The sequence below is a fragment of the Acinetobacter sp. YH12041 genome (assembly GCF_013419975.1).
Taxonomy (GTDB): domain Bacteria; phylum Pseudomonadota; class Gammaproteobacteria; order Pseudomonadales; family Moraxellaceae; genus Acinetobacter.
Map to the genome: position 1 here is coordinate 21,512 of NZ_VOZC01000008.1, position 25,823 is coordinate 47,334.

Consider the following 25,823-nt stretch of genomic DNA (forward strand, 5'->3'; position numbering starts at 1 on the left):
CCTCGCTGAAATGTTTAAGATGATGATTCGGATGCAATCATTGATAAGTACAGTAATACGACTAAAGAAGGCCTTTTTTAACTGTTAAAGTTCACTTAAATAGTTGCAAAGGTTGAAATTAAGAAGTACAACTGTATATTCAATTCAGACTAAATCAATAAGATTTACTCTTCAATAATACAAATAAACGGGAGGGATGGAGATGTTATCAGTACATTTCAAAAAGCAAGTCTTCATTGACGCTCTTAAGGCAAATACCAATCTGGTGACTTTCTTGAGCACCACGGTTGCGCTTATGCTGACCTTGATTGTGCATTGTTTAATTCAAGGCAATTTAAAATTTGAGTACGTCGGTTATGCCTTGATTGTCTCGGCAGCCTTTTTCTTATGGGCTGTGATCGACCAGAAATACCGATAATTTATTAATAAATTTATACCCCAGTGGATGATCTGGCCAGTCATCCATCTGGCAGAAAAGAAATAAATTGAGCTTAAAGCTCAAAAAATAAAATCAACTATTAAAAAATTAGAATAATCCAACCGCCGCCCCATAAAGAAGCACACTTGTCCCTCCCAATTCCGCAATAATCAAACTGACCATTGCCAAAGTCATAAGCACGCCCGGCAACTGAAATTTACCCAGTTGATACGGTCGCTTAAACTGATTAGTGGTGTCTTTCAAAAACCCATGCAAGATATAAGCGCCAATCGAGAAACTGAAAAAGAGAACATTGATCAATACACAGATCAAATTAATCTGCGAAGATAGTGCTGAATAATAAGCCAATACCGCCAGAATCAATGTCGCAGGGGCATAAAGCAGACTGCTGCGATGCGCAATATCCACATAATAATGCGCCCGTGAATTGACAGACTGGCGGATTTGCCAATATTTCCATACCCCGGTTAACATCCCCATCCATAAGAATATTCCACTAAAAATAATCGCGATCTTTACTGCCAGATCAAGTTCGATTCCCTGCATATTTTCATTCCGTTTTTTATCATCGTACTGACTTTTTAGTCATTGTTTTAACAAGTTTCTTTGAAGAAGTCAGGTAAATTTAAGCATTCATTCTGATTCAAAAATATAGTGTAGCCCATGTCTGAATTCGAAACATTGACTCTAAAGTGCCAGGATGGCTATCAATTAAGTGCACGTTTTTATCCAGTCACTGAGACTGAAAGTAAGAAATCTCCCATATTAATTTGTCCTGCGACTGCCATTACCAAACAGTTTTATCATATTTTTAGCTGTTGGCTGCAAGCTCAGGGTTATGCCGTAATGGTATTTGATTTTCGAGGTATTGGGGAATCTTTAAAAGGTTCGGTTAAGCAGTCTAAAGCCAGTATTGTGCAATGGGGACAACTGGACATTCCGGCTGCGATAGATGCGCTATTAGCTAAAACTCAGGCAGCAAAGGTCATCTTACTTGGCCATAGTGCTGGCGGTCAGTTACTCGGTATCGTGCCAAACTATGACAAAGTAGCGAAAGTCGTCGCTGTTTCTGGTTCAACTGGTCATGTCAAAGGCTTAAAAGGTCGAACCAAACTACTCGCTCCTGTCATGTTTGATGTGATCTTTCCTCTATCACGCTTTACTCTGGGTTATGGCCCAACCAGCAAAATTGGTATGGGTGAAAATCTGCCGAAAGATGTGGCAAAACAATGGGCACAGTTCTGTAGTAAGCCGGGTTATGTCATTAATGCCATTGGTAAGACTGTGCCAAAAACCGAAGATCATCATGAGCAAATCACCTGCCCGATTACAGTGCTATGGAGTACGGATGATGAAATTGCCACCGAAGCCAATGTCAAAGATTTGATCCGTTTATATCCAAATGCAAATGCCAGTCATAAAGAACTCAAGCCCTCCGCTTTTGGACATAAAGCCATTGGACATATGCTAATGTTTAAACGTAGCCACCAGAATTTATGGCCGGTGATTGAACAGGAAATCACAGCGATTTAACTCTTTTTCATTTTTGTATTTTGATACCATCAGGCCTGTAACCCGACCTGATGGTTTTTTGAGTTAATAAGATTCTTTATAAATTCCATCATATATGCGCTCTAATACACAAGATGACTAGTCGCTAACCATAGGCTTTTTAATGTCTGAACATTTATAAAATCAATTTATTAATGTGGGCGTGTTGATGCGCAGTATAAAGCATCCCCTTGATCATTACCTGCAGTTACACCATTTATTTGACCTGATGGAAGCAATGAAATGGCGACGTTATGCGTCACATCATCTGCATCTAGAGGATTTGGATTCACTGCAGCAAATAAAGCACCCTCACTATATTGCACCAAAATTGCGTCATCTTTGTCTTGATTAATACGAGCGGAAATTGTCAATTTACCGTCAGTAATACTTAATATTTCACCGACTTTCGTTAATACACATTTTTGACCAAATACCGAAATCAATTGATCTTCTTCGAAATCTGGAAGTACGCTAGAATTACAATATTCATATCGACCGAATTCCTTTGGATCATAAGGAACACAAGCGCCTGTATTTACTTGTATATTCAATGGATCAACTAAAGCACTATTAGGTTTATCTGGTATAAAAGATAAATTCCCATCCTTAACCAATATCAATAAAGCATCATAATCTTTAATTGTATTTCCAGTTCGAATTGCTTCCAATAAATTTTGTATAACTTGATGAATTGGATCAGCTATTTCAACCTTACCATTAAAAATATCGACATTGTTTTCAATGCCATAACCTTTTTTAATTAATTCAGTTAATAATTCAAATTGACCTGAATTTAATTTATCGGTAGATATCACCCCTGATTTGTACCATATTTCAGGTAGTTGTGAGCTCCCATAAGCTATAGATAAATCTGTTAATGGGTTTACATTCACATTCCCGGCTTTTTGCGCATAGCCATAATATTTTCGGTCAGCTTGCACCTCGATACGACATGGAAACTGTGATGCGTTGACCTCACCAGACCACGCTCCATCTTGATTTGTACTTACCTTAGATTTAAATCCACTGCCATCTTTGCAGATTGCATTTACTTCTGCTGAAGCCAACGCTTTATTAGCGAATGCAACACCTGAAATTTCTGCATAAGTTGTTTGGGTGAGATTATTATTGGATTCATTGGTTGAAGAATTAGAACTATCAGAACTTCCACTGCCACCACATGCGGATAATAAACATGAGAGTGCTACTCCCAATAATATTGGATGTTTTTGTTTTATGAACATTATAACTAACCTAATTTTTATTTAATTTTATAATTTTTAAGTTGTTTTAGAAAAAACTTGCCAACTCTATCACATTGATAAGCGTCATTAAATTAATAGAAATACCATTCGTCTTAAATTAAGACAATCTTTTGGTTTGGTAACTCCCCTACTAAACTGATTTTAAAATAAAGATCAAACCGAATATAAATAAATCAGCTATTAAAAATCTGGTGAGGAAAATACGATATTTATATCCGTCCATGCAGTTCTGTGTTCTAATACACTTAGTATGAGATGAGCCTCTTACAGTATGTGCCTTAGATGTGCATACGACTAGCCCCTAACCATGGGGCTTTTTCATGTCTATATGATTTTAAAGTCATATTAACATTTAACCGAAAAATGCAATGATACTCTGAATGACCACAGCATTCACAATATCAATAAAAAATGCACCACACAGCGGTACGATCAAAAAGGCTTTATGCGATGGACCATAACTATTGGTGACCGCTTGAATATTAGCAATTGCAGTCGGTGTTGCTCCCATACCAAAACCACAATGTCCTGCGACTAATACCGCTGCATCGTAATTTTTTCCCATGATTCTAAAGGTCACAATTGCGGTAAATAAAATCAGTACCGCTGTCTGCGCAAACAAAATGGTAATGAGCGGACCTGCCAAATCGGCCAGCAACCAGAGTTGCAGTGACAGTAAAGCCATAGATAAATACAGGGACAATGACGCGTTGCCAAATACATCAATGGCACGGTCGAAAATATCAACTTTCAGTATATGCTCCAGAAAGTTACGTACAATCACCCCTGTCCCTAAGGCCCAGACAAAGGTCGGCAGTTCAAACCATCTTCCCTGACTAATCTCTGTCATTTCATTCGCAACAAAAATACATAGCGCAAACATCCCCAAAGTCGACACTGCATTACTGGCTGTAATCAACCGGGTTTTCTTTGGATATTCGAAGGGTGCGGTGTTGATGCTAGTATCGAGTTGTTGCTCATTGGTCTCTTGCGCTACTGTCTCTGCCAATTGATTGCGTTTAATCAAGAATTTGGCAACCGGACCGCCCACAAGTCCACCAATAATCAAACCAAAAGTAGCGCTTGCCATTCCGAGGACAATTGCCCCTTGGATTCCATATTGAGTTTCCAGAACTTCACCCCAAGCACCGGCAGTACCATGACCCCCTGTTAAGGTAACAGAACCAACAATCAGACCAATCAATGGATCAAGCCCAAGTGCTGTAGCTAAGCTCATACCCACCGCATTTTGTACAACTACAAATAGAATGACACAGACCAGAAAGATCAGAAGTGATTTCCCGCCTTCTTTGAGCTTGGTAAAGTCTGCACTTAAACCCACAGAGGTAAAGAACATCAGCATCAGAATGGTTTGGATTTCTGAGTCAAATGTGGCACTGATATTAAAAAATTTATAGAGAATAAAAGCTGTAATTGCTGCGATTAGGCCGCCGATCACGGGTTCAGGTAAGTTATAGTTTCTAAAGAAGCCAATTTTACTAACAAGATACCGCCCAATAAAAAGAAAAAATACTGCAATCACCAAGGTGCCAAAGGCATCGATTTCATAATTCATAACATTCCCTATTAGCTTTATTTTCATACAGTTTTAGGAAAACAGTATGAAAAATCAATTTTAGAAATGTTATGCAAGTTATTGTTTCTAGTAATTGTTTAATTTATGTCCTAAATAGATTCAATTAATACGATGGAATATCATAAACCCAATTGTGTGCTTGCTGGTCTGTCGTACTTTCACAAATATAATAATCATGATCCCAAGCATCTTGATGGAAGATTTCCTTTTTATGGTAAGTCACCTGTTTACCATTTTCGACGCAGACAAAGCTGTCGCCTTGGTCTTTGACCTGAGTTCCATTTAAGAAACCGCCAATACAGAGGAATCGGGATTGTTTGGGCATGTATCTACATCAATAATTGAAGATATTAATATTATAATTTAATTTTTAACATGATAAACGTTTAAAAGAGAATCATTTGGCACTTCCATTTTTATATAAACCCCATTCTTTAAGAAGCCTATTAATGTATTTTTACCTCCGCCCCTAAAAAGAATATCAACATTATTAATTCTAGTATAATTTATTTTATTTCCCCCCATACTCTTCATTAATATCAACTGTGCAAAATCATTTTTAATATAAATACTAGTTTTCATGACCCTCACATTAGTTTTTTCCATTGAAAAGTTAACTATTTTTTCAATTACATTATATTGACCACCCATTAAAAATGGTATGATCAAAAAAGCCCCCATAAGAATAGATAAAGCATTTTTTCTTTCTCTAAGTTTATTTTTGAGAATTTTTTCATAAGCATTTTCAATACTAGAATTATTATTCAATATTTTAGATAAATATTTATATTCTAGAGAGATATTATAGATCAATATATAAAAGATATATAAATAAATACATACAATTATATAGTATAAAAATTCAGCAGATTCAAGACTAAAGGAAACAACTAAAAAAATAAAAAATGATATTAGGCAAATAAGAAAACTAGTAAATTTATCAAATTTAGGAATAATTAATTTAATATCTCCAGCTACTTTCCTGCTAATAATATTTTTAACTATTTTAGGTGATTTTTTATAAATTAGAAAAAATACATCAAATATTAATTTTCCTTGAATCCATAGTAATAAAAAGATTACGCAACATATCATACCAATTACTATAGATAGCATAAACAATAGCAATCCATCGCCAATTGCAAACTCATTTGGTAAATAACTTATAAGTAAAAGATAATATATTAAACTCAATCCCCCTATACCTGCCCCAAACTTTATTAAATTAAGAAATAAATTGGTTAATTTTGTAAAATTTTCTATTAATAATAAATGCAATGGATTCATAATTTAAACTTTAGATTTATAAAAAAATAAGGGCTGATAAATCAGCCCTTATTCTAAACTACTTTTTGATCAATTAAGCCAATTGAGCAGCAGCAATTTTCTTAGTATCGATGTCTTTAGCAGCATCTGTATACTCGCTCATCTTGTCGAAGTTCAAGTATTGGTAGATGTCAGCAGACATGCTGTCGATTTGAGCAGCATACTGTTGGTATTCTTCTGGAGAAGGTAGTTTACCCAATACAGCAGCAACAGAAGCAAGCTCAGCAGATGCTAGGTAAACGTTAGCACCTTGACCTAGACGGTTCGGGAAGTTACGAGTAGAAGTCGATACACAAGTAGTGTTCGGAGCTACACGTGCTTGGTTACCCATACATAATGAACAGCCTGGCATTTCAGTACGAGCGCCAGCTTTACCATAAGTATTGTAGAAACCTTCTTCCATCAATTGGTGTTCGTCCATACGAGTTGGAGGAGCCAACCATAGACGAGTAGATAAAGAACCACCAGGTACTTTGTCTAGAAGTTTACCAGCTGCACGGAAGTGACCGATGTTAGTCATACAAGAACCGATGAATACTTCATCAATTTTAACGCCTTGAACGTCAGAAAGAAGTTTTGCATCATCTGGGTCGTTCGGGCAGCAAAGAACTGGTTCTGTGATTGTAGAAAGGTCGATTTCATACACTTTAGTGTATTCAGCATCAGCATCAGCTTTAAGAAGTGATGGGTTAGCCAACCATTTTTCCATGTTCTCTACACGGCGCGCCATAGTACGAGCATCGCCATAGCCTTGTGAAATCATCCACTTCAGCATAGTGATGTTAGAACGTAGGTATTCAGCAACTTTCTCTTCAGAAAGCGTGATCGCACAACCTGCAGCAGAACGTTCAGCAGAAGCATCAGAAAGTTCGAATGCTTGCTCAACAGTCAGGTCAGTTTCCATTTCTGTCAGGTCGATCTCAAGAATACGGCCAGAGAAAATGTTTTTCTTACCTTTCTTCTCTACAGTCAGATCACCTTCTTTGATCGCTACATAAGGAATCGCATGAACTAGGTCACGTAGAGTGATACCAGGCTGCATTTTACCTTTGAACTTCACAAGAACAGACTCTGGCATATCAAGTGGCATAACACCAGTTGCTGCAGCGAATGCTACAAGACCAGAACCTGCCGGGAATGAAATACCAATTGGGAAACGAGTATGTGAGTCACCACCAGTACCAACAGTATCTGGAAGAAGCATACGGTTTAACCAAGAGTGGATAATACCGTCACCTGGACGTAGAGAAACACCACCACGGTTCATGATGAAATCAGGAAGCGTGTGTTGCATTTGAACGTCAACTGGTTTTGGATACGCAGCTGTGTGACAGAAAGATTGCATTACCAAGTCAGCAGAGAAGCCTAGGCAAGCCAAGTCTTTCAATTCGTCACGAGTCATAGGACCAGTTGTATCCTGAGAACCAACTGTAGTCATACGTGGTTCACAGTAAGTACCTGGACGGATACCTTGACCTTCAGGAAGACCACAAGCGCGACCAACCATCTTCTGAGCAAGGGTAAAGCCTTTGCCAGTGTCAGCAGGTTGTACTGGAGTACGGAACAGAGTTGAAGGCTCAAGACCAAGCTCTTCACGTGCTTTAGTTGTCAAACCACGACCAATGATCAGGTTAATACGACCACCCGCACGAACTTCGTCTAGAAGTACTGGAGTTTTAAGGTCAGCTTCAGCGATTTGAGCGCCGTCTTTGAACGCAGTTACTTTAGCAGCAGCCTTGTCGATTTTAAGAGTGATTTCATCACCCATGTTCATGTTTGCTACGTCGATTTCAACTGGTAACGCACCAGCGTCTTCCATAGTATTGAAGAAAATCGGAGCAATTTTAGAACCTAAGCAGTAACCGCCTTCTTTCTTGTTAGGAATATGAGCGATTTCGTCACCGAAGAACCAAAGTACAGAGTTAGTTGCAGATTTACGAGAAGAACCTGTACCAACAACGTCACCTACGTAAGCAACTTTGTTGCCTTTCGCGATGAGGTCTTTAATTTGGTTTAATGGACCAACTTCACCAGGAACTTCTGGGTTGATGCCATCACGTTCGTTTTTCAGCATTGCATTTGCGTGCAATGGAATGTCTGGACGGCTCCAAGCGTCTTGTGCTGGAGACAAGTCGTCAGTGTTAGTTTCGCCAGTTACTTTGAAAACTGTCAGTTTGATTTCTTCTGGAACGTCTGCACGGTTTGTGAACCATTCAGCGTCAGCCCATGATTGAAGAACAGCTTTTGCATTTGCATTACCTGCACGAGCTTTATCAGCTACGTCATGGAACGCATCAAATACAAGAAGCGTTTTTTTCAAAGCTTCAGCAGCAAGACCACCAAGCTCTGCATCTTCTAGAAGTTCAACTAAAGGAGCAACGTTATAACCACCAAGCATAGTGCCCAGTAAGTAAACCGCACGTTCTTTAGAAACTAGTGGAGAAGTCGCTTCGCCTTTTGCCAATGCAGCTAAGAACGCAGCTTTTACGTATGCAGCTTGGTCAACACCCGCTGGAACACGGTTTTCAAGCAAGTCAACTAAGTATGCTTCTTCACCAGCTGGGGGATTTTTTAATAATTCAACTAATGCAGCAGTTTGAGCATCATCAAGTGGCTTCGGTGGGACTCCGAGTGCGGCACGTTCTTCAACGTGTTGGCGGTAAGCTTCTAGCACGGTGTTATTCCTCTTTTTTAAAAAATTACCTGTGAATTCCTGCTTTATAAAAGCTTCACAAATAATATGGACTCTAAAATTTTACTAAAATTCCAGTTAAAAGTTAATGCAAGTACAGTGTTTCTTTGTGATGCTCATTATTTTATAACTAAATGATGCTTATAAAGATCATTCAATAATCAAATCATCATCGCCTTGCATAATTTAAGTACAGATATGGCAACTTTTAACCAAATTTGACGCATAAAAAAGGCAACATCGATGTTGCCTGATTTACTTAGAAAAAGATACTACACCTTAGTGGACTGTCGTTGAGTTCAAATATTGCTGAAAAGCGTCCCGACAACCCTCAAATTTTAATTCGCATTGATCTTCATAAGTCTGACTATGGTTGTTGCTGGCAAAGGAAATCTCGACCAGACAGCGTTTTTTGTCCTGCTCCAAGATCCGCTTAATCACGACCTTGTCTCCTACACTCAGGACATAGCGTCCGCTACCGATAATAGCCAATCCTTTTTCATCTTCTAACAGCAGATCTGAGTGATATAAATACTTCACGACGTCCATATTATTGTTCTCCTAAAGGCTTTGGAGTTAAATTCATTATTCAATATAAAGATAAGCATTTCTATATTTTAGATTTAGCAATTGTCACAAATTATATTTAATATTGCTTAGGCTATTTTTATTATTAGAAGAATTTTCTTATATCTATAAACCACTATTTATTTTGAATGATGATTTCTTAGTTTGTTTTATTTAAATATAAAAAAACCGTTCCTTAGAACGGTTTGTAATCTGGCATTTTATCATGCGGTGTGGCGATACATTTTTCGGTAAATTCAGCGCGGACTTTCTCACGGGCTGCATCTACATCGGTCTTAATTTCCTGTTCCGGAAGTGCATAGACTTCATCGATAATATTTAGGATAAAACCGCGAGTAATGTCATCATCGATCTTGTTGGCATGCTCAACAGCCTTTTCTTTCTCGATCGCATTCTGACGATCCAGCATAATGGTCCGTGCAGCATTCCCCACACTACGACAATAGCCATGCCACTGCTCTTCAGGGGTTAAAGGTTTTTTCTCTGCACAGCCGACCAGAGCAACCATCAGCGATAAAGCAAATAACTTTTTCATGAATTTCTCCTTCCGAGAGGCACTATAAGAGATCAGCGCAGATTTGTCATTTAAAATGAAATTTCTACCTATTCTTATTGATACTGCCTGCTCGAAAGTATCATTTCATATCTTAGCCACAGCTTGCCTGAACTACTTTCTTAGTGGCTGGATCTACAGTGACCGTCACGCGCTCTTCACGATAATCCATAGTGACAGGCTGGCCAGGTGCAACCATGCGTACCATTTGAGCTTTGGTTTTCTCTTTGATTTGCGCTTCAGTTAAATTCGATTGGCCCACCAGCGCAGCTGCCTGATCAGCAATACATTTAGACTGGTTTGCTCGGAAATATTCCCATTCTTCGACCACTTGCCCATTTTTTAAATGACAATAGCCCACTTGCCCATTAGTTTCATTACGGATTTCCAGCTTTCCACCCTGATTGATACAATAGGCACTCGCTGGATTGGCTGTTCCTAATGACGCAGAGTTTGAATCAGGCGACTGGGTTGTACTACAACCAGCAAGGAGGATGGATGCAAATAATCCGGACAAACCAGATAAAATTATTTTTTTCATGAGCGGTATTCTTCTAAAGGAATTCGCCTTTAATGTAGCATATTCCATTTATAGCGTCAGATCTGAAAAGGCTTGAGTGTTTGTAATTCTGTAAAAAGCGGCAGGATCATTTTTTAATATCATTAGGTTTAACCCCATTTAAGTTCTCACTATTTCCTATGATTTATATCAATCAATAATTAGCTTTTAAAAGTAATCTCTTTCTTAAACTAACTAAAATTTAGATTCAGTTAAATATTGGAATGGCTTCAAGATGACAATGTCATTACATTATTATACAAAGTGTTTATTACCCTTCATCAACCAAGTATTATTCTAATATTTTGTTTTTAGAGTATTAAGTTAATTCTCGCCCAGTTTTTTATCCTAACCTTCTTTATGCACGGAGCTTGGTGTTTGTACTATCGGCCATATTGATCTAATATTTGATTGAATTTTAAACTTTATCTCGGCATGCAAGACGATCTCCAGCTTTCTTTAAAAGAATACCTTTCTACGGTTCAGGAAGTAGTTAAAATCACTTTCGATACACCGGTGTGGGTCAAAGCTGAGATTCGAAATTTAAATATCAAAGCTGGCCATTACTATCTGGAACTGGCAGAAAAAGATCCTGACAATGATCAGGTCATTGCCAGTTGCCGGGCCACGATCTGGAAATTTGCTGCGCAGACAATTGTGACGCAATTTGAACGTGAAAGTGGTATTGAACTAAGCCGGGATCTTAAAGTTTTAATTAAAGTCAAAGCCAGCTTTGATCCGCAATATGGGTTTTCCCTAAATATTGTAGAGATTGATTCTGGATATACCTTGGGAGATATAGCCCGACGTTATCAGCAGATTGTAGAAAGACTGACAACCGAAGGTCTGATTGATCGCAATAAAAATCTGCCTATACCTTTTGACCTCAACCGGATTCTGGTGATTGCTCCGGAAAAGGCTGCCGGTCTGGGCGATTTCAAGAAAGATGCTGATGCTTTGCAAAAAGCTCAGGTATGCGAATTTATCTATCACAGTGCGACCTTTCAGGGAAATACGGCAGCGCAAAGCATCATGCAAAGCTTGGCACAAGCTTTAAAGCAGTGGGCACAAACTTATCATAACGCGCCTGACCTGATCGTAATCATTCGTGGCGGTGGTGCAGTCAATGATCTGGCTTATTTAAATGACTATGCATTGGCTGCCCTGCTCTGCAAACGTTCAGTTCCCGTCTGGGTTGGTATTGGTCATGAAAAAGACAGGACGATTCTGGATGAAATTGCTCATCGTTCTTTCGACACACCAAGTAAAGTGATTGCTGGAATTCGCAATCATGTCGTCGAGCTGACGCAAGAAGTTATAAATAACCTGCAAAGTATCCAGAGACTTTCTCAACAGCAAATTCAAGCTTATCAAAGCCAGAATGAGCAATATCTAAAGCTAATCCAAAATTTGGCCAATCACCAGATTATGAATGCCTTGCAACGTTTAGAGCAGCTCAAGTCCAACACCTCTAACCTTGCCCAGCAACAGACCCAACTGATTAACCAGCAGCTAGATGCCATGATGCGGGAAACACTGCTGCAAAATCCCAAACATGTTTTGTCCAAAGGCTATGCCATTGTGCGCCAGCAAGAACATGTGGTTCGTTCAATCCATCAAATTGATGTGCCACAACCCGTTCAGGTTGAATTACACGATGGCCTATTTTCAGCACAACTTACGCAGGTAACTCCCCATGAGTCATGATACTTTGAGCTTTCAGGAAGGCTATGACATCTTGAAAAAGAATGCTGAATTACTTGAATCTCAGCAAGAACCAGATATTGATAATCTGATGAAAATCGTTGAAGAGTCTATGCAGGCGTATAAAGCCTGTAAATCTCGAGTGGAAGCTGTTCAGAATGCACTAAACGAGACCTTTAAGGATTAATTTTATTAAATACCTTAAATCAGTATAGCCTGATGATTTAAATGCTTAGGCTATTTTTAAATCTCTTGCCTATAAAAAAGCCCTCATTTAGAGGGCTTTTTATTAGATTAGAATCTCCAGTTATAGAACAAGTCAATTGCACGCTCTAAAGACTGACTGGCTTCCAGATATAAACGCTGATTCATTTGATAACGTAAAGTCAGCTTGTTCACTGGGGTAAATACGCCAACCCCATAACGGATATATAAATCTGGCGTAATATAACCGGTTACAGACACCTGAGTATCATCCCCTGTTCCCTGTGCATCCAGTGCCAGACCGCTCAAGCCAAAGCTTCGGCCAATCTGGTTGGTCAAGGCACGCGTACCGCCCAAGCCCAGACTAATCCCTGCGGCTGCAATGGTGTTATTTACATCAGATCTGAAACCTTCTGCCTGACTTAAACCTGAAGCCCCTTCATTGATACGACCAGTAATCAGGGCATTCAACGCTTCCTGTTCAGACAGACCAGCATCATTATAAATTTGAATAGCAGGACTTGAGGCTGTACCTGTAACACGCACACCGACTGTGCTGCCCTGTATCGATTTATTGGCATCAATATCCAGGGTTGGATTCGATAACGGGCCATTGAAACGTGCAATCGCACGGTTCAGATCCAGACTTTGTCCATAGGCTTCAATTTTCACCCGTTGTGATACCCCGATCGCCCCATTGGCACGCATCGCAGATTCCAGACCACGTTGCTTCAGATTGACACGACCTAAGAGTGGTATACGGCTGTCAAAGCCCTGGAAGATCACCTGATTTCCTAACGACACTGCAACATCTGCGCGAATATCCCATGGACGTGCCGCTTTCAGAATGGCGAGCTGGTCATCTCCTTCACGTACAACACGAACATCAGAAGACAAGCCCACGACAGGTTCAGAGGCTTCAGGCATGGAAATCAGTGCACGAGGAACATCGACCTTGCCACTCAAGCTTAATTTTTTATTGAACGGATACATATCCAAGGTCAGGTCAGGCGTAACCACTGCAGTAATCAGCGGTGCCTGACGAATCAACAGATTTTCGCCCTGAAGTTTGAGCTGTACGCGTGGATCACCTTTCCAGTCTACAGAGCCGGTTAATTTACCAGCGCCACGGCCACTGTTAAATGCACCATTAATAGTCGCGGTATTTTGGCGGACTGATGAATAGAGCTGCACATTGGTCAGATTGACTGGCAATGAAATCATGCTGATCGCCCCGTCCTTAACCCGAATTTCACCTTCAAGTAATGGATCGGTTAACGTTCCGCTAATTTTACCTGCATAAGACAAAGTACCATCCAGATTACGCACATCCTGAATGAATGGCTTAAAGACCTTCAGCTGAACCTGGTTAAAGGCAATCTCGCCACGCATTGGTTTATTGTCACGATATGGATCAATAATCACATTGGCATAGCCAGTACCAATATCTGGTGTTTTCACATCCAGACGAATCTGTAGACCGGCAGCCACGCTTTTTGCGACCAGCCCCACTTCATCATATTTTAAGGTCGAGCCTAAATATTCCGGATCATCAGAAGATAAGCCGATCACCCCATTGCGGGTTACCAGACGTGCATCAATTTTCGGTTTAGCACCTTGTGCCCAAGCTGCCTTGGCATAACCATTCACTTTACCGGTTAATGCTATACCTTCTGGCAGGAAGGCACTAAAGTCAGCCAGATCCAGGTTACGGGTAATAAATGAAGCACTACCTCGAGTTTTATTCACTCGAATTGGCTGATTAAAGCAGAGCTGGCTTTGCTGGCTCATCCAGCAATGAGCGCCAACAAACAGATCCGACTGTGCAGTGTTATAAATCACAGCTGCATTTTGACGCTGCACCAGATGGGTACGCAGTGAGTCGAAATCACCGCGCTGGATCTGGCCTAACCAGTTATTTTGTGCATTAAAACCACCTGCCAGCTGAACAAAGAATTTAGACAGCTTATTTTCAGCCTGAACTTGTAGCACATGCGCGGCGCGCGTTCCAGCAAGTGACACTTCACCGCGTACAATCTGTCTATTGCCACTACGCAACTGATCCATGGTTGCAGTCAATAAAGTCGGTGTGGTTTGTGAAGTCGGCAACTGGCCGCGTACCCGAATCTTGTCTACGCTAAACAGGTTCTTGAAGGCAAAATTATCCACTGCCAGATTCGCAGTTGCTTGTAAACGCGGTTGTGCCTGCATATTGATGTAGCCTTGTACCCGGCCTCTTAATCCTGGATAAAGCTCATATAATGCCGGTGCATTCACTTTAAGTTGCAGATTCTGTGCATTACCTGTGGCCTGGAGCTGGTTGCTGGCATAAGACAGGAACAGGTTATTGGCTTCAAACTGTTGCGGTACAAAACCACGCTGCTTGGAGTCAATCAATACAGCCAGATTACCCTTACCGCGTACCGGTTTATTATTCAACATACCGGCCAGATTTAAGCGTTGAATCTGGACACGCTTCACTGCATCCGACCAGACACCTTGGGTTTGCAGATTACCAGACAATTCACCTTTAAGCTTGGCATTGAAATATTGAGGTTTGAAACGCACCAGAGAGGCATTTACATTCCAGCCAATACCATTTGCTAAGTTCACCTGACCATTGGCATTAATTTTTCCAGCGACCCCATCATGACGCAGTTCCTTGATATTTAGCATATCAGGCGTACCCGACAAGCGCAGTTTTAACAATCCTTGACTAGCCTTGATCTGGCTGGCACTTAATGCACCATCATAATTGATCGCATAACTTTTGAATCCGCCACCTGCTTTTTCATCATGGAACAACAAGGCAATATTACTATTACCTGTCAGATGAACGGTTTCATTTTGCGCAGCCAGTCGTCCGGTCAGATCTACACCGCTGAGGTTAATAATCTGCTGATTCGGGCGTGCATAACCACTGGCTTTTACTCGACCATTCAAGCGGTCAATTGGTGAAGCTGCAGCCAGAGTCTGGGTATTCAGGTTCTGGGCATTTAATACTGCGGACCATTTGAGCTGACGTTTTTCTTCTGGCAGTTCAACCCGTGCATTACCTGTTAGACTGCCGGCCTGTCCATTTCCACTATATTTAAAACTTGGAACATTCAGGATGTTATTTTTCAAGTTCAATTGTGCCTGATACATTCCTGTCGGCAACAGTCCTTCTTCATGCTGAGCAACCTGGGTAGCGACATGGATATTTTGCTGGCCTTCGACCAGTACCAGATCGACATCTCCTGATTCACTTTTTAACCAGCCGATATAAGGTACAGCACGATCAATATTTTTCCAGGCTACATCCAGTAACATCGGTTGAGCTTTATTGTCTTTAACCGGCTTCTGATCCAGCTTGATATTCCAGGTTTCATAGCGGTCAAAATCCACCAGTCCTGTTAAATGCAGGCCATTTTCCAGATTACCGGTAGAGGCAATATTACCGTCCAGACTTGGTGGCAGAAAGTCTTGCACCACCTGTGGAATTCGCCGATGTTTCGGATCTATCCCATTCATGCGACCTGTCAGATCCCAATCCACCCGATCAGCCCAGCCTACAGTACCTGCCAGACTTACTGAACCTTTCATCAGCTGACCATTTAAATCAGTAATATTGAGCTGATTGACCAGATCGGTATACATTACTGCGGTATATTGCCCATCCGGGATATTTTCACCTTCAATATCGGTGCGAACATTCAGATCCAGACGCTTGGTATTCCCATTAAACTCAGCTACACCATCTTTCGTAAACAGTTTTTGCTCTGTCAGGATTGGCCAGTGATATTGCTTAAACTGGAGTTCACCACGCATGGGTACATTAGGACGCATCGGGTGCAGAACTGCCCAGCCTGTCAGCAAATCTGGCGTGTTGGTCGCGACCCCGGCCTGAATGGTATCCAGTGTGCCTCTAGCACGTACTTGAATATCATGAATATTCAGGCTTTCTCTGAGTGAAGGCAGATTTAAAATCCCGCGTGCATCTAGTGGATATTTACCTTCAAACTGCATTTTCCCGGTAGCTTCACGTACCGACAGATAGCCCATATCCATGCGGGAATCTTCGAAATTCAGCTCGGTACCTGACCATAATGCTTCATTCAGTTCGATATTATAAAAATCGACTGCATTGGTCTGGGTTTTAATTACTAGGTGATCGAGAAGTAAATGATCAACCCGCAATACAAACGGTAAACGAATAGCATTGAACTTGAATGGCTCATCACTTGGCGGATTTTTATTAATAATCTGTAAATTCAGTACATCTGCTTCAGTCAGATGAATTTCTTTTTTGATAATCGCCCGCCAACCCAGCTTGACATCAGCACGGTCAATTTTGACATCGACCGGTTTCAGGGTAACCAGAACATTTTTCAGGATAATCCCGCGCCACAGATTTCCGCCTTCATATTCGTAATGGATGATTTCCTGGCGCTGCATCACCTGATCAAGCAGGAATTTACTGCCTTTATCGGTAGAAAACAGGATCGCCAGTACAGACAGCAGAAAAATAAGAGAAAAAAGGACCGACAATAGAATACTTCTAAAGATACGGCGCTTTTTCGGCACAACTTCAGGTTGTTGCTCTTGTTCTGGCTGTGGTTGGTTCTCGACCATGATCTACCCAAATAACTATTTTTTAATTAATAAATGTTTTATAACTGCGAGCCAATAAAGAAGTGCAGACGAATCGGATAATTGTCATCTGACAGTCCGGTCGCCACATCTAAACGAATTGGGCCAATCGGTGAAGCCCAACGAATCCCCAGCCCCGCACCATATTCTGTTGGATTACTAAAATCCTCATTATAGGCATTTCCGGCATCCGCAAATACCGCAGCGCGCCAGCCTTCCCTGAACTGATAATTATACTCCAGTGAAGCCACACCCAAAGCCTGTCCGCCCACTTTAAAGCCTTCAATTTCTGGAGAAAGACTCTTATAGTCGAAACCACGGATACTCTGGTCACCGCCACTAAAATAACGCAGGTTATAGGGTACTTTGGCAAAATCTTCAGTAAAGATATACCCCAGATCCGCACGACCAACAAACTGGTGATCGGCATTTTCACCCAGTGAATAGATAAAACGCCAGCCTGCATTCACAATCGCCATATCGGCATCAGACAATAGAGCTTCACTGCCCAATTCGACTTTATAGGTCTGCTTAAAACCCTTGGTCGGGTTCACCCGGCGATCACTATCGGTACGGGAAACTTCATAACCCACCAGTAGAGACTGCTGTTCATCTTCAGTATTGAATCTGAACGCTTCCGGAATCTGGCTAAAATCAACCGAACCATCCTGCGTCAGACGATCCAGACGGTAACGTAGACCGTAAGTTTGTTGCCAGCTGCCACGCGGATTTTTAATAATCCGGTCAGCACCGAGTACCGCGGATTCAATTAGCAGGCCATCACCTTGAGCCACACCATCACGTTCTTCACGCTCATAACCACCTACGATACTGATATAGTCATTAAGTGGATGGTTGTATGGAATATTATAACGGCCATCAATTGACTGACGGATTTGTGACAATTCAAGGTTGGCATCAAATGAGTGACCACGCTTGTTTACGATCGCGCGGCGATATTGTCCACGTAAGCGTGTTCCGGTATCCGTACCATAACCCAGACCAACTTCGGCACTGTTAAGACGGTCTGCATTCAGTGTCACGATCACCGGAATTTTTTTCTCTTCACGAGCCTGAGCCTTTAAACGTTCTTCTTCGTCTTCTTTAGTCTGTTGCTGAACCCGCAAAGTTCTTAAATTTGGATTCTCTGCATCACGACTACCAGCAAACTGATCTTCATCCACCACATCCTGTGTAACTTCCTGATCGGATGCCGGTGCAGCTTTCTTGGCTACACCTATTTCATCTTCTGAAAACTTCTGTTCTTCTATCAGACTCTGAATATCCGGTGCCAGTTCCAGCTCTCGATCAATAGGATCAGGACGAATCGCATCCACCAGCGTATAGTTAAAATAACGTGAGTTCGTCAGGTTGTTGGCCAGGCTATTTACACGCCAGAAGGTGTAATCAGCACCATCTTCCCAGGTAACCAGACTTTCCAGTACATCACGATTTAGCGGAAATTCTTTTTCAGGATCACTCATCCTGAACTCTACATTACCCAGTTTATAACGCTCACCTGTTTCAAAGCGCAGGTTCACATCGGCTGTATTTTCGGGTTGGGCAATGAGCACATCATGCAAGCGCCAGTACGCATCAAAATAACCATTATTGCTGGCTGCGGTATTAATCCGGTCTTTGGTTTTTTCATAATCCCCATGGTTAAAGATATCACCTTCTTCCTGTTCCGGTAGAAGACTAATAACCTGGAACTGCGGCTGTTCACCACCTGGGCCACTAAACTCAATATTATGGGTATTGATAATGACCGGCTCATTCGGAGTCACATAGACTCTAACCCGACTGTCAGATAATTTTTCAAATCTGAACTGGGCATTGTAATAACCTACAGCTTGGGCAGCCTGATTGGACAGATTACGGAGTTGCGGTAATGCAGATGAAAAATCTTCAAAGGATTCCTGGGTAAAGCTGGAAAGTTTAGCTTTTACATTATTTCTGAGATTCGTATAACCTTCTGACTGGGCTTTACGATTCAATCCGCCATTGCTTTGCGCAGTGCCATTTCCATTCACAATGACCACATCTGCACTGATTCGAGGCAAACTGGCGGTCATAATCTGGCGAGGTGGACGGATTTTATAAAACAGTCGTTTGAAAATATTCGGACGTTTGTCATTTTCAGGCGTTGTTGGTGCCGGCAACTCAGATAAGGTCGCACCCGACTCATTTCTTTGCACGATGATCTGACTATCGGCCTGAATGGACTGCATAAGCTGATCAACATTCACAGGTGCCTGATTGATTTCAACCAGTTCCTGCTGACTCATATCATTGACTACGGTTTCAGTTTGCGCGGTCTGGCGATAGGCTTGCGCCTCGCGTTTCGCTTCTTCCGCAACCTGATAAATCTCATTGGCCATGCTCTGGTCAATCGTTTGCACCGGCAGGCTTTCTAAATCATCAAATTCAATTGGCTGAAATTCACCCAGAGACGTTCCCATAATCTGCTGTTCTTGCAGCATTTGCATACTATCTACAGCCGAAGTTTCAGGCTCTAAAGCTTCTTCAACTTTTTCTGTTGCTTCAGCTTCGGTCGTAGCTACCCCTTGTCGTACAGCTTCCTGGGATAACTCTTCGATCATTTCTGCCTGAGAGAGTGCTACCGGAGTTTCCGTCTGCTCGGTCTGTGCCATGCCCTGATGCGATAACATCATGAAAAATATGCTCATACATAGCCTGGCTCGGCCATGATATGGTACGAGAGACCCCATACTACGATTTAGCATCGTTTGTTTAAATTTTCTCTTTGCGGGCATAGCAAACTCTAAACGAATACATTCTTTAATTGATTATTTGACCGAAAAAGATAAGCTAAAGAACTTAAATTATTGGGTTTTGCCTTTACATGGACGAAAGTATCTTACATGATTTTTCTCAATGTTTACGTATATCTCACATTTCTTAATAAATCTTAATGTAGCACGTCTTATATGAACAACAATGAACATTTGTTAGCGAGCCGCCGCTTTTTACCCATGTTCCTGACCCAGTTTTTTGGTGCACTGAATGATAATGTTTTTAAACAGGCATTATTACTGGTGATTACCTATGGTTGGATTCAGCAACAATCAGCCAGTATTAGCACACTAAATAACCTTGCCGCACTATTGTTCATTTTACCTTATTTTATTTTCTCTGCGACGGCAGGCCAGATTGCAGACAAATATGAACGTTCCCAGCTGATTCGCTATCTAAAGATTTTTGAAATTGTGATCATGATTCTGGGGACTGTTGGTTTCCTACTCGGTCATTTATGGATGCTATTGTTCGCCCTGTTTTTAATGGGCACTCAATCCACTTTTTTCGGCCCGATTAAATATGCCATTTTGCCTGAAGTATTAAAACCGGATGAATTGATGTCAGGTAACGCACTATTTCAGTCAGGCACTTCATTAGCGATTTTATTCGGTATGATTCTGGGTGGTGCAGTCATTGCTGCTTCTACAGGCAATCTGATCTGGATCAGCCTGACGGTGTTAAGTATTGCCGTGGTTGGCTATCTCTCCAGTCGTTATATTCTGAAGCAGAGCATTCCAGCGCCTGAAATCAACATTGACTGGAACTTTTTCCGGACCAGCTTTCAGACCATTAAATATGCCAAAAGCTTACCGCTGGTTTTTTTAATTCTGCTGGGTAACTCCTGGTACTGGTTTTATGGTGCAACTTATTTGACCCAGATTCCACAGCTTACCTTACAAAACCTGCATGCTTCTGAAAATGTTGCCAGTCTGCTTTTAACCTTTTTCTCTGTCGGGATCGGTTTAGGTTCTTATCTATGCCGTAGATTAGGTGGTACTGAGGTCAATATTAAAATGGTTCCTATTGGCGCTATTGGTCTTGTAGTTTTTGCATTGTATCTGGCAGCAAGTCTTGCCTTTGTCCCGGAACGTACTGGTGCTCTACTTGGCTTGGCAGATGTATTCCAGCAAGGCTGGAGCTATTATCATGTGATGCTGGCGGTAACTTTACTGGGCATTAGTGGCGGTTTTTATATCGTGCCGCTGTATGCCATGATGCAAGCGCATTCTCCCCGCTCACATCGTGCACGTGTGGTTGCAGCAAATAACATCCTGAATGCCGTTTTCATGGTATCTTCTGCTATATTCTCAATTATTATTTTAAGCATTTTAGAGTTTGATCTTAAAATACTTTTCTGTATTACTGCTGTGTTGAGTGGCCTGTTTACCTTATGGCTGCTCTATAGATTGAAACCGATGATCAAAACCGCAAAAGCCCCTTTGGAGGATTAATTCATGCGTCAATATACAGGTGTCGATAAGCTTATTCATTCTTTTGACCAGGCATTACGCAGTCTTGTTCCAGGAACGACGTCCTCACAACGGGAAAATCCAGCCAAACCGGTCGAAACCCAGCTTACTGTAAGTGATGCCCGTCATGTAGCTGGTTTAATGCGCGTAAATCATAGTGGTGAGGTCTGTGCTCAAGCGCTTTATCATGGACAGGCATTAACCGCGAAATTACCAAATGTACGTCGGGAAATGGAACAGGCGGCAATTGAGGAGCAGGATCATCTGGCCTGGTGTGAAGACCGCTTACAAGAACTGGATAGCCATACCAGTTTACTCAATCCGGTCTGGTACGGCCTTTCCTTTGGGATGGGTGCAATTGCCGGCATTGCGGGGGACAAATACAGTCTGGGTTTTGTTGCAGAAACCGAACGCCAAGTGAGTATGCATTTACAGCATCATATTAATCAGCTGCCCACACAAGATGAACGCTCACGTCGCATTCTGGAACAGATGAATGAAGATGAACTGCATCACCGTGATACTGCTTTGGCTGCAGGCGGTGTAGATTTACCCCTTCCAGTCAAGATTGCCATGACCGGTATTTCCAAGTTAATGACTAAAACCAGTTATTATATTTAAGTATCAAATGAAGCCCTCTTTTTTGAGGGCTTTTTTTATTCTCATGAATTCTTAAACAAGATGACTCATTGATTTTTTTGAGTGCAGATCAATCAATTTAACCATCTATCCAACAGAATATCGGTTCACATTTTAATCAAACTCTATTCTTTTATTCAGCTGTTATAATCGAACCGGTTTCATCTCGTATTTATTAAAATTCTAGAACGATTGAGACAGGTATAACTATTAAATAGCTATGACCTATTTATCAAAAAAATAATGCTTTAAAGGTGACGTATGGAAACAGGTATTATTCTTGGTATTCTATTCGCAATTATTGTGTTGTTAGTTATTTTTTATAAAAAGAAAAAGTAAATAACAGTTTTTTGGCAAATACAGATCCCCTACTTAGATAAAACTGAAAAATTCATTAGATTAATTTCAGATACAGATTAAATTTTGACTTGTGGATATTGAAGACGGCGATCATATTCAAATGCAGGATGAGACCAGATGTCATGCATCGGGATTTTTACGTCTAGTGCAAGCGGTAATTTTTTGGGATTAAATTCCATCTGGCTTAAATCATTTCCCCATGCAATCAGGTCGACATCCAGGCTGATCTGATGCGATGGTCGAACCCGCCCTGAATCCGTTTCCATTTGCTTTAATAAATCTGTCATATCTTGAACAGAAACTTCACTGTATAGGAGGCAGGCCGCATTCCAGTAATCTGCTCCGATACTATCCCGACATGGAATGAGGTAAATTGGAGAAAACCGGACTTCCCCCAACTCACTGATCCGTTGCTGGGCAGCCTGAAAATGTTGCTGTGGATGACAATTACTCGCCAGTGCTAGGGCGAATATCGTTGCGGTGGCGTTCAAGACGTATCCCTACAGAATTGGCTTGCGCGATAATGGCAGGCTTACGGATCGTAATCATAATCGATTCTACACTTTCAAAGGTAGCAAAAAGCGCGTCTAGCACCAGTTTTGCTGCATGTTCGATCAATTTTGGCTGAGCTTCCTGAATCACCCGCGCTGAAATCTCGCAGATTTCGGCATAATTCAAAGTATCTTCCAGTTCATCTGACTGTGCCGCTTGTTCTAAGTTGGTACGAATGTTTAGATCCAGCATTAAAGGCTGAATGATTTGACGCTCCCAATTAAAGCAGCCGACTACTGTATCGACCTTTAAGCCTTCAATAATAATTGCGTCCATTTTAAAACTCGGAATTTAATATTTACCAATAATCTCCCTAAATCCCTCTTTAATACAGAGGGACTTTCATCACTTCTATTTATTTTGTAATGAAAGCCTCCCTTTCTTAAAGGGAGGACGGGAGGGATTAAATTAGTGCTTTAACAGCAAATTTGGGTCCATAGTCTGAACCATCTGCAAACGCTGATCTGCATAGATATCTGTATACGGCGCCAGAATTCTCATGAAACGGTCGAAATACAGCATTTGCTTAAACAATAAAGCAAAGTCACGTGGGAAACGAATGCCATGACGTTCACCGACTGCTACCATATCCATCATGATATCGTTGAGATCTGCAGGGCTTGAAGTTAATAGATCCTGAGGATCAGCTAACATCACACCACTAAATAAACGTTCAAGATCAGCCGCAAGCACTTTGGTATCAATCTCAACTGCAGTCATACCCATTTTCAGCATATTCTCTGCCATCAGGGTATAATTGGTATGCTGCAAGGCATCCATAAAGGCCATACACGCTGTCCAGACTTCTGGTTTAAGCTGGCCGACAATACCAAAATCAATAAAGCCCACACGACCATCTTCAAGCAGCATCAGATTACCCGCGTGTAAATCAGCATGGAAACTGTTACACATCATCAGGCTGCCAAACCAGGTGTTCATTGCAGTGATGAGAACCTGTGACGGGTCTTTAGCGACCTTTTTCACCACTTCAAAATCAGTCAGTGGCACGCCATATAAACGTTGCATGGTCAGCACACGACGTGTTGAATATTGATGATAAACCTTAGGAGCAGTTGCTGCCTTATTATTGGTGATATTCAGATAATTGACGAAATCATCCAGGTTTTGTGCTTCTTCAATAAAATCAACTTCACGCACCATCCGGGTTTTGATTTCTTCGACAATATCGGCCAATGACGCAAATTTCACTTTCGGTACCGCTTTTTCCAGCAGTTTGGTCGCCCAATGCAATACATTTAAGTCGGTATATAGAATTGTTTCCACACCCGGCTTTTGTACTTTAATGACCACATCTTCACCAGAAACCAGCTTGGCCGCATGTACCTGTGCAATGGAAGCAGAAGCCAGTGGTGTTTCTTCAATTGAGGCAAAGATTTCATCCAAGTTTCGGCCAGAAAACTCTGATGCTAGCACTTCCTGGATATAGCTGAATGGCAAGGTCGGTGTTTGATCCAGACAGCCCTGAAACTCTTCCACATATTCACGCGGAAACAGCGACGGCGTACTGGCAATAAACTGACCGAGCTTGATATAGGTTGAGCCTAAAGACTCAAATGTTTCACGCATGAGTTTGGCATTACTTGGCTTTTCAGTGGCATATTTAATGCCGGCCTTCGCCGCAACTACCGCGGTTTCACCCATACGGGCAACCGAACGTATTCCATCTAACCAGATATTTTTTTTCATAATGTCTTAGGAAAAATTAATTACATGCAGTGTAGCAAAAAAATTAAATTTTGCAGGCCTATCTTGCCTGACAGACCGGGCAATCTGTATCTTTTTCGAAACTTAAAATGCGCTGTTTGAAACTCAGACCATCCCAGAGTAGAAGTTTCTGTCTAAGTGGCATTTTACCCAGGCCTAAATAAAGCAATGCATGATGAGCTTGCAAACTCGCCATCACATTTGGCGTAGTCGCCAAGACGCCTGAGTCTGCACAACGCAAACTGGTATCAGCCTGATGTTCAGGTGGAAACAGGCAGGCATAGCAAGCTGAATCCCCTTCCATCATGAACAGTTGCCCTTGCAAACCAATCGCAGAAGCACTGATTAAAGGCACATTCAGTTTTACACAGCTTTGATTGATCAGATAACGTGTCTCGAACTGATCACATCCATCCAGCACCAGATCTTGATGTTCAATCATACTCTCTGCATTTTCAGTTGTTAAAGCCTGATTAATATATTCAACCTGAACATTCGGATTAATCTGAGCCAGCCTTTTCGCGAGTATTTCTGCCTTATAAAAGCCTAAATCATTTGGCGTAAATGCCAGTTGTCGTTGTAGATTACTCATCTCGATGGTATCAGGATCAATCAGAGTAATTTTGCCTACACCCGCTCGTGCCAGAAGTTCTGCCAAGGCACAACCAATCCCGCCACACCCCACGATACAGATATTAGAAAATTTCAGCTTTTCCTGTGCTTCAATATCCCAACCATCCAGAAGAATCTGGCGACTATATAAGTGCAATTCAGCATCGGTGAGTTCAAACTCTGGGGATATGGCATCCATAGTCGATATAGACAACGTCGTTCCTTGTTTCGAAGATTTTTAAGAAGCATGTGCCACAAAAAGTGCATTTACCGAAATTTCAATATGCGGATAAATCTCGAGCAAATTAACTTCTCTGCGCATAAACAGCAAATCAATAAATGGCTTGGCAATACTAGCGCTAAATAGCATATCAGTTAAATGCTCCGTATCAAGCTGATAGTGTCCTAATAAATATGTAATAGTCATATTATGAATGCACTTAACTTGATCTATATGCCACTTAATTTATTCACGTATTACATCTTCTGGCTAATCTCATTCTTCTATTCTTTTATCACCCTGTAACTGTCTT

At 41.3% G+C, this 25,823-nt stretch carries 22 protein-coding genes; 6 read left to right on the forward strand and 16 right to left on the reverse strand.

The genetic code is table 11. From position 1 onward, the window contains the following. Positions 1-202 precede the first annotated feature (202 nt). Entirely contained in the window at positions 203-418 is a 216-nt protein-coding gene (locus tag FTU00_RS08640) for a hypothetical protein (protein ID WP_004783783.1), read from the forward strand. Positions 419-526: 108 nt separating this feature from the next. Here FTU00_RS08640 and FTU00_RS08645 read toward each other — a convergent pair whose 3' ends face one another. Further along, positions 527-985, reverse strand: coding sequence for a hypothetical protein (locus FTU00_RS08645; protein WP_180070208.1), 459 nt, complete (start codon positions 983-985; stop codon positions 527-529). A 117-nt stretch (positions 986-1,102) separates the two neighbouring features. On the opposite strand from FTU00_RS08645, the gene FTU00_RS08650 reads away from it, so the two are divergent. Next, the gene (locus FTU00_RS08650; protein ID WP_180179545.1) at positions 1,103-1,972 is read left to right on the forward strand and encodes an alpha/beta fold hydrolase; all 870 of its coding nucleotides are present in this window, start codon (positions 1,103-1,105) and stop codon (positions 1,970-1,972) included. 170 nt (positions 1,973-2,142) lie between these two features. Here the strand turns inward: FTU00_RS08650 and FTU00_RS08655 are convergent, their stop codons facing one another. From FTU00_RS08655 to FTU00_RS08690, 8 genes are all read right to left on the reverse strand, one after another. Beyond that, positions 2,143-3,237, reverse strand: a complete 1,095-nt coding sequence (locus FTU00_RS08655) for a hypothetical protein (RefSeq protein ID WP_180003715.1) — start codon at positions 3,235-3,237, stop codon at positions 2,143-2,145. A gap of 373 nt (positions 3,238-3,610) precedes the next feature. Continuing rightward, a complete protein-coding gene (gene gltS, locus FTU00_RS08660; RefSeq protein WP_180179546.1) occupies positions 3,611-4,834 on the reverse strand; it encodes a sodium/glutamate symporter in 1,224 nt (407 codons plus the stop codon). 124 nt (positions 4,835-4,958) lie between these two features. After that, a complete protein-coding gene (locus FTU00_RS08665) occupies positions 4,959-5,180 on the reverse strand; it encodes a hypothetical protein (RefSeq protein WP_180179547.1) in 222 nt (73 codons plus the stop codon). Positions 5,181-5,218: 38 nt separating this feature from the next. Beyond that, positions 5,219-6,142 (reverse strand): hypothetical protein, encoded by a 924-nt coding sequence (locus tag FTU00_RS08670; RefSeq protein WP_008304145.1) that lies wholly within the window; start codon positions 6,140-6,142, stop codon positions 5,219-5,221. Positions 6,143-6,215: 73 nt separating this feature from the next. After that, positions 6,216-8,855, reverse strand: coding sequence for a bifunctional aconitate hydratase 2/2-methylisocitrate dehydratase (locus tag FTU00_RS08675; RefSeq protein WP_180179548.1), 2,640 nt, complete (start codon positions 8,853-8,855; stop codon positions 6,216-6,218). Positions 8,856-9,152: 297 nt separating this feature from the next. Further along, a complete protein-coding gene (locus FTU00_RS08680; protein WP_180179549.1) occupies positions 9,153-9,422 on the reverse strand; it encodes a hypothetical protein in 270 nt (89 codons plus the stop codon). A gap of 214 nt (positions 9,423-9,636) precedes the next feature. Next, on the reverse strand, positions 9,637-9,996 hold the full coding sequence (locus tag FTU00_RS08685; RefSeq protein ID WP_004783806.1) for a hypothetical protein: 360 nt from the start codon (positions 9,994-9,996) through the stop codon (positions 9,637-9,639). Between the two features lie 112 nt (positions 9,997-10,108). After that, positions 10,109-10,555: an I78 family peptidase inhibitor gene (locus FTU00_RS08690; protein WP_180053428.1), complete on the reverse strand. Its 447-nt coding sequence runs from the start codon at positions 10,553-10,555 to the stop codon at positions 10,109-10,111. Positions 10,556-11,008: 453 nt separating this feature from the next. Between FTU00_RS08690 and xseA the strand changes: the two genes are divergently transcribed. Both xseA and xseB read left to right on the forward strand, forming a co-directional pair. Then, complete coding sequence (xseA, locus tag FTU00_RS08695) at positions 11,009-12,280, forward strand: exodeoxyribonuclease VII large subunit (RefSeq protein ID WP_180179550.1); 1,272 nt, start codon at positions 11,009-11,011, stop codon at positions 12,278-12,280. Then, positions 12,270-12,464, forward strand: a complete 195-nt coding sequence (xseB, locus tag FTU00_RS08700) for an exodeoxyribonuclease VII small subunit (protein ID WP_005235956.1) — start codon at positions 12,270-12,272, stop codon at positions 12,462-12,464. Before xseA ends, xseB begins: the two co-directional genes overlap by 11 nt. 107 nt (positions 12,465-12,571) lie before the next feature. Here the strand turns inward: xseB and FTU00_RS08705 are convergent, their stop codons facing one another. Together FTU00_RS08705 and FTU00_RS08710 are read right to left on the reverse strand one after the other, a co-directional pair. Continuing rightward, positions 12,572-17,095 (reverse strand): translocation/assembly module TamB domain-containing protein, encoded by a 4,524-nt coding sequence (locus FTU00_RS08705; RefSeq protein ID WP_180179551.1) that lies wholly within the window; start codon positions 17,093-17,095, stop codon positions 12,572-12,574. Positions 17,096-17,133: 38 nt separating this feature from the next. After that, the gene (locus FTU00_RS08710; protein ID WP_180179552.1) at positions 17,134-19,890 is read right to left on the reverse strand and encodes an autotransporter assembly complex family protein; all 2,757 of its coding nucleotides are present in this window, start codon (positions 19,888-19,890) and stop codon (positions 17,134-17,136) included. 174 nt (positions 19,891-20,064) lie between these two features. On the opposite strand from FTU00_RS08710, the gene FTU00_RS08715 reads away from it, so the two are divergent. Both FTU00_RS08715 and coq7 read left to right on the forward strand, forming a co-directional pair. Further along, positions 20,065-21,384 (forward strand): MFS transporter, encoded by a 1,320-nt coding sequence (locus FTU00_RS08715; protein WP_166134926.1) that lies wholly within the window; start codon positions 20,065-20,067, stop codon positions 21,382-21,384. A 3-nt stretch (positions 21,385-21,387) separates the two neighbouring features. Then, entirely contained in the window at positions 21,388-22,023 is a 636-nt protein-coding gene (gene coq7, locus FTU00_RS08720; protein ID WP_180179553.1) for a 2-polyprenyl-3-methyl-6-methoxy-1,4-benzoquinone monooxygenase, read from the forward strand. 434 nt (positions 22,024-22,457) lie between these two features. Here the strand turns inward: coq7 and FTU00_RS08725 are convergent, their stop codons facing one another. The 5 genes from FTU00_RS08725 to FTU00_RS08745 form a co-directional block, all read right to left on the reverse strand. Then, positions 22,458-22,892 (reverse strand): 2-amino-4-hydroxy-6-hydroxymethyldihydropteridine diphosphokinase, encoded by a 435-nt coding sequence (locus FTU00_RS08725; protein WP_004783827.1) that lies wholly within the window; start codon positions 22,890-22,892, stop codon positions 22,458-22,460. Continuing rightward, positions 22,849-23,229, reverse strand: coding sequence for a dihydroneopterin aldolase (gene folB / locus FTU00_RS08730; RefSeq protein ID WP_004783828.1), 381 nt, complete (start codon positions 23,227-23,229; stop codon positions 22,849-22,851). Before folB ends, FTU00_RS08725 begins: the two co-directional genes overlap by 44 nt. 132 nt (positions 23,230-23,361) lie before the next feature. Beyond that, a complete protein-coding gene (locus FTU00_RS08735) occupies positions 23,362-24,660 on the reverse strand; it encodes an AarF/ABC1/UbiB kinase family protein (protein WP_159123174.1) in 1,299 nt (432 codons plus the stop codon). A gap of 58 nt (positions 24,661-24,718) precedes the next feature. Continuing rightward, the gene (locus tag FTU00_RS08740; protein WP_180179597.1) at positions 24,719-25,489 is read right to left on the reverse strand and encodes a HesA/MoeB/ThiF family protein; all 771 of its coding nucleotides are present in this window, start codon (positions 25,487-25,489) and stop codon (positions 24,719-24,721) included. A gap of 39 nt (positions 25,490-25,528) precedes the next feature. Beyond that, on the reverse strand, positions 25,529-25,717 hold the full coding sequence (locus FTU00_RS08745) for a hypothetical protein (RefSeq protein WP_180013001.1): 189 nt from the start codon (positions 25,715-25,717) through the stop codon (positions 25,529-25,531). Positions 25,718-25,823: the final 106 nt, after the last annotated feature.

Excerpts from the sequence above, each read along its gene's own strand:
- FTU00_RS08705 (WP_180179551.1), bottom strand. The coding sequence starts at position 17,095 with ATGGTCGAGAACCAACCACAGCCAGAACAAGAGCAACAACCTGAAGTT.
- xseA (WP_180179550.1), top strand. The coding sequence starts at position 11,009 with ATGCAAGACGATCTCCAGCTTTCTTTAAAAGAATACCTTTCTACGGTT.
- FTU00_RS08650 (WP_180179545.1), top strand. The coding sequence starts at position 1,103 with ATGTCTGAATTCGAAACATTGACTCTAAAGTGCCAGGATGGCTATCAA.
- FTU00_RS08655 (WP_180003715.1), bottom strand. The coding sequence starts at position 3,237 with ATGTTCATAAAACAAAAACATCCAATATTATTGGGAGTAGCACTCTCA.
- FTU00_RS08645 (WP_180070208.1), bottom strand. The coding sequence starts at position 985 with ATGCAGGGAATCGAACTTGATCTGGCAGTAAAGATCGCGATTATTTTT.
- FTU00_RS08680 (WP_180179549.1), bottom strand. The coding sequence starts at position 9,422 with ATGGACGTCGTGAAGTATTTATATCACTCAGATCTGCTGTTAGAAGAT.
- coq7 (WP_180179553.1), top strand. The coding sequence starts at position 21,388 with ATGCGTCAATATACAGGTGTCGATAAGCTTATTCATTCTTTTGACCAG.
- FTU00_RS08735 (WP_159123174.1), bottom strand. The coding sequence starts at position 24,660 with ATGAAAAAAAATATCTGGTTAGATGGAATACGTTCGGTTGCCCGTATG.
- FTU00_RS08685 (WP_004783806.1), bottom strand. The coding sequence starts at position 9,996 with ATGAAAAAGTTATTTGCTTTATCGCTGATGGTTGCTCTGGTCGGCTGT.
- FTU00_RS08640 (WP_004783783.1), top strand. The coding sequence starts at position 203 with ATGTTATCAGTACATTTCAAAAAGCAAGTCTTCATTGACGCTCTTAAG.
- gltS (WP_180179546.1), bottom strand. The coding sequence starts at position 4,834 with ATGAATTATGAAATCGATGCCTTTGGCACCTTGGTGATTGCAGTATTT.
- xseB (WP_005235956.1), top strand. The coding sequence starts at position 12,270 with ATGAGTCATGATACTTTGAGCTTTCAGGAAGGCTATGACATCTTGAAA.
- FTU00_RS08710 (WP_180179552.1), bottom strand. The coding sequence starts at position 19,890 with ATGCCCGCAAAGAGAAAATTTAAACAAACGATGCTAAATCGTAGTATG.
- FTU00_RS08745 (WP_180013001.1), bottom strand. The coding sequence starts at position 25,717 with ATGACTATTACATATTTATTAGGACACTATCAGCTTGATACGGAGCAT.
- FTU00_RS08690 (WP_180053428.1), bottom strand. The coding sequence starts at position 10,555 with ATGAAAAAAATAATTTTATCTGGTTTGTCCGGATTATTTGCATCCATC.
- FTU00_RS08715 (WP_166134926.1), top strand. The coding sequence starts at position 20,065 with ATGAACAACAATGAACATTTGTTAGCGAGCCGCCGCTTTTTACCCATG.
- FTU00_RS08670 (WP_008304145.1), bottom strand. The coding sequence starts at position 6,142 with ATGAATCCATTGCATTTATTATTAATAGAAAATTTTACAAAATTAACC.
- folB (WP_004783828.1), bottom strand. The coding sequence starts at position 23,229 with ATGGACGCAATTATTATTGAAGGCTTAAAGGTCGATACAGTAGTCGGC.
- FTU00_RS08665 (WP_180179547.1), bottom strand. The coding sequence starts at position 5,180 with ATGCCCAAACAATCCCGATTCCTCTGTATTGGCGGTTTCTTAAATGGA.
- FTU00_RS08740 (WP_180179597.1), bottom strand. The coding sequence starts at position 25,489 with ATGGATGCCATATCCCCAGAGTTTGAACTCACCGATGCTGAATTGCAC.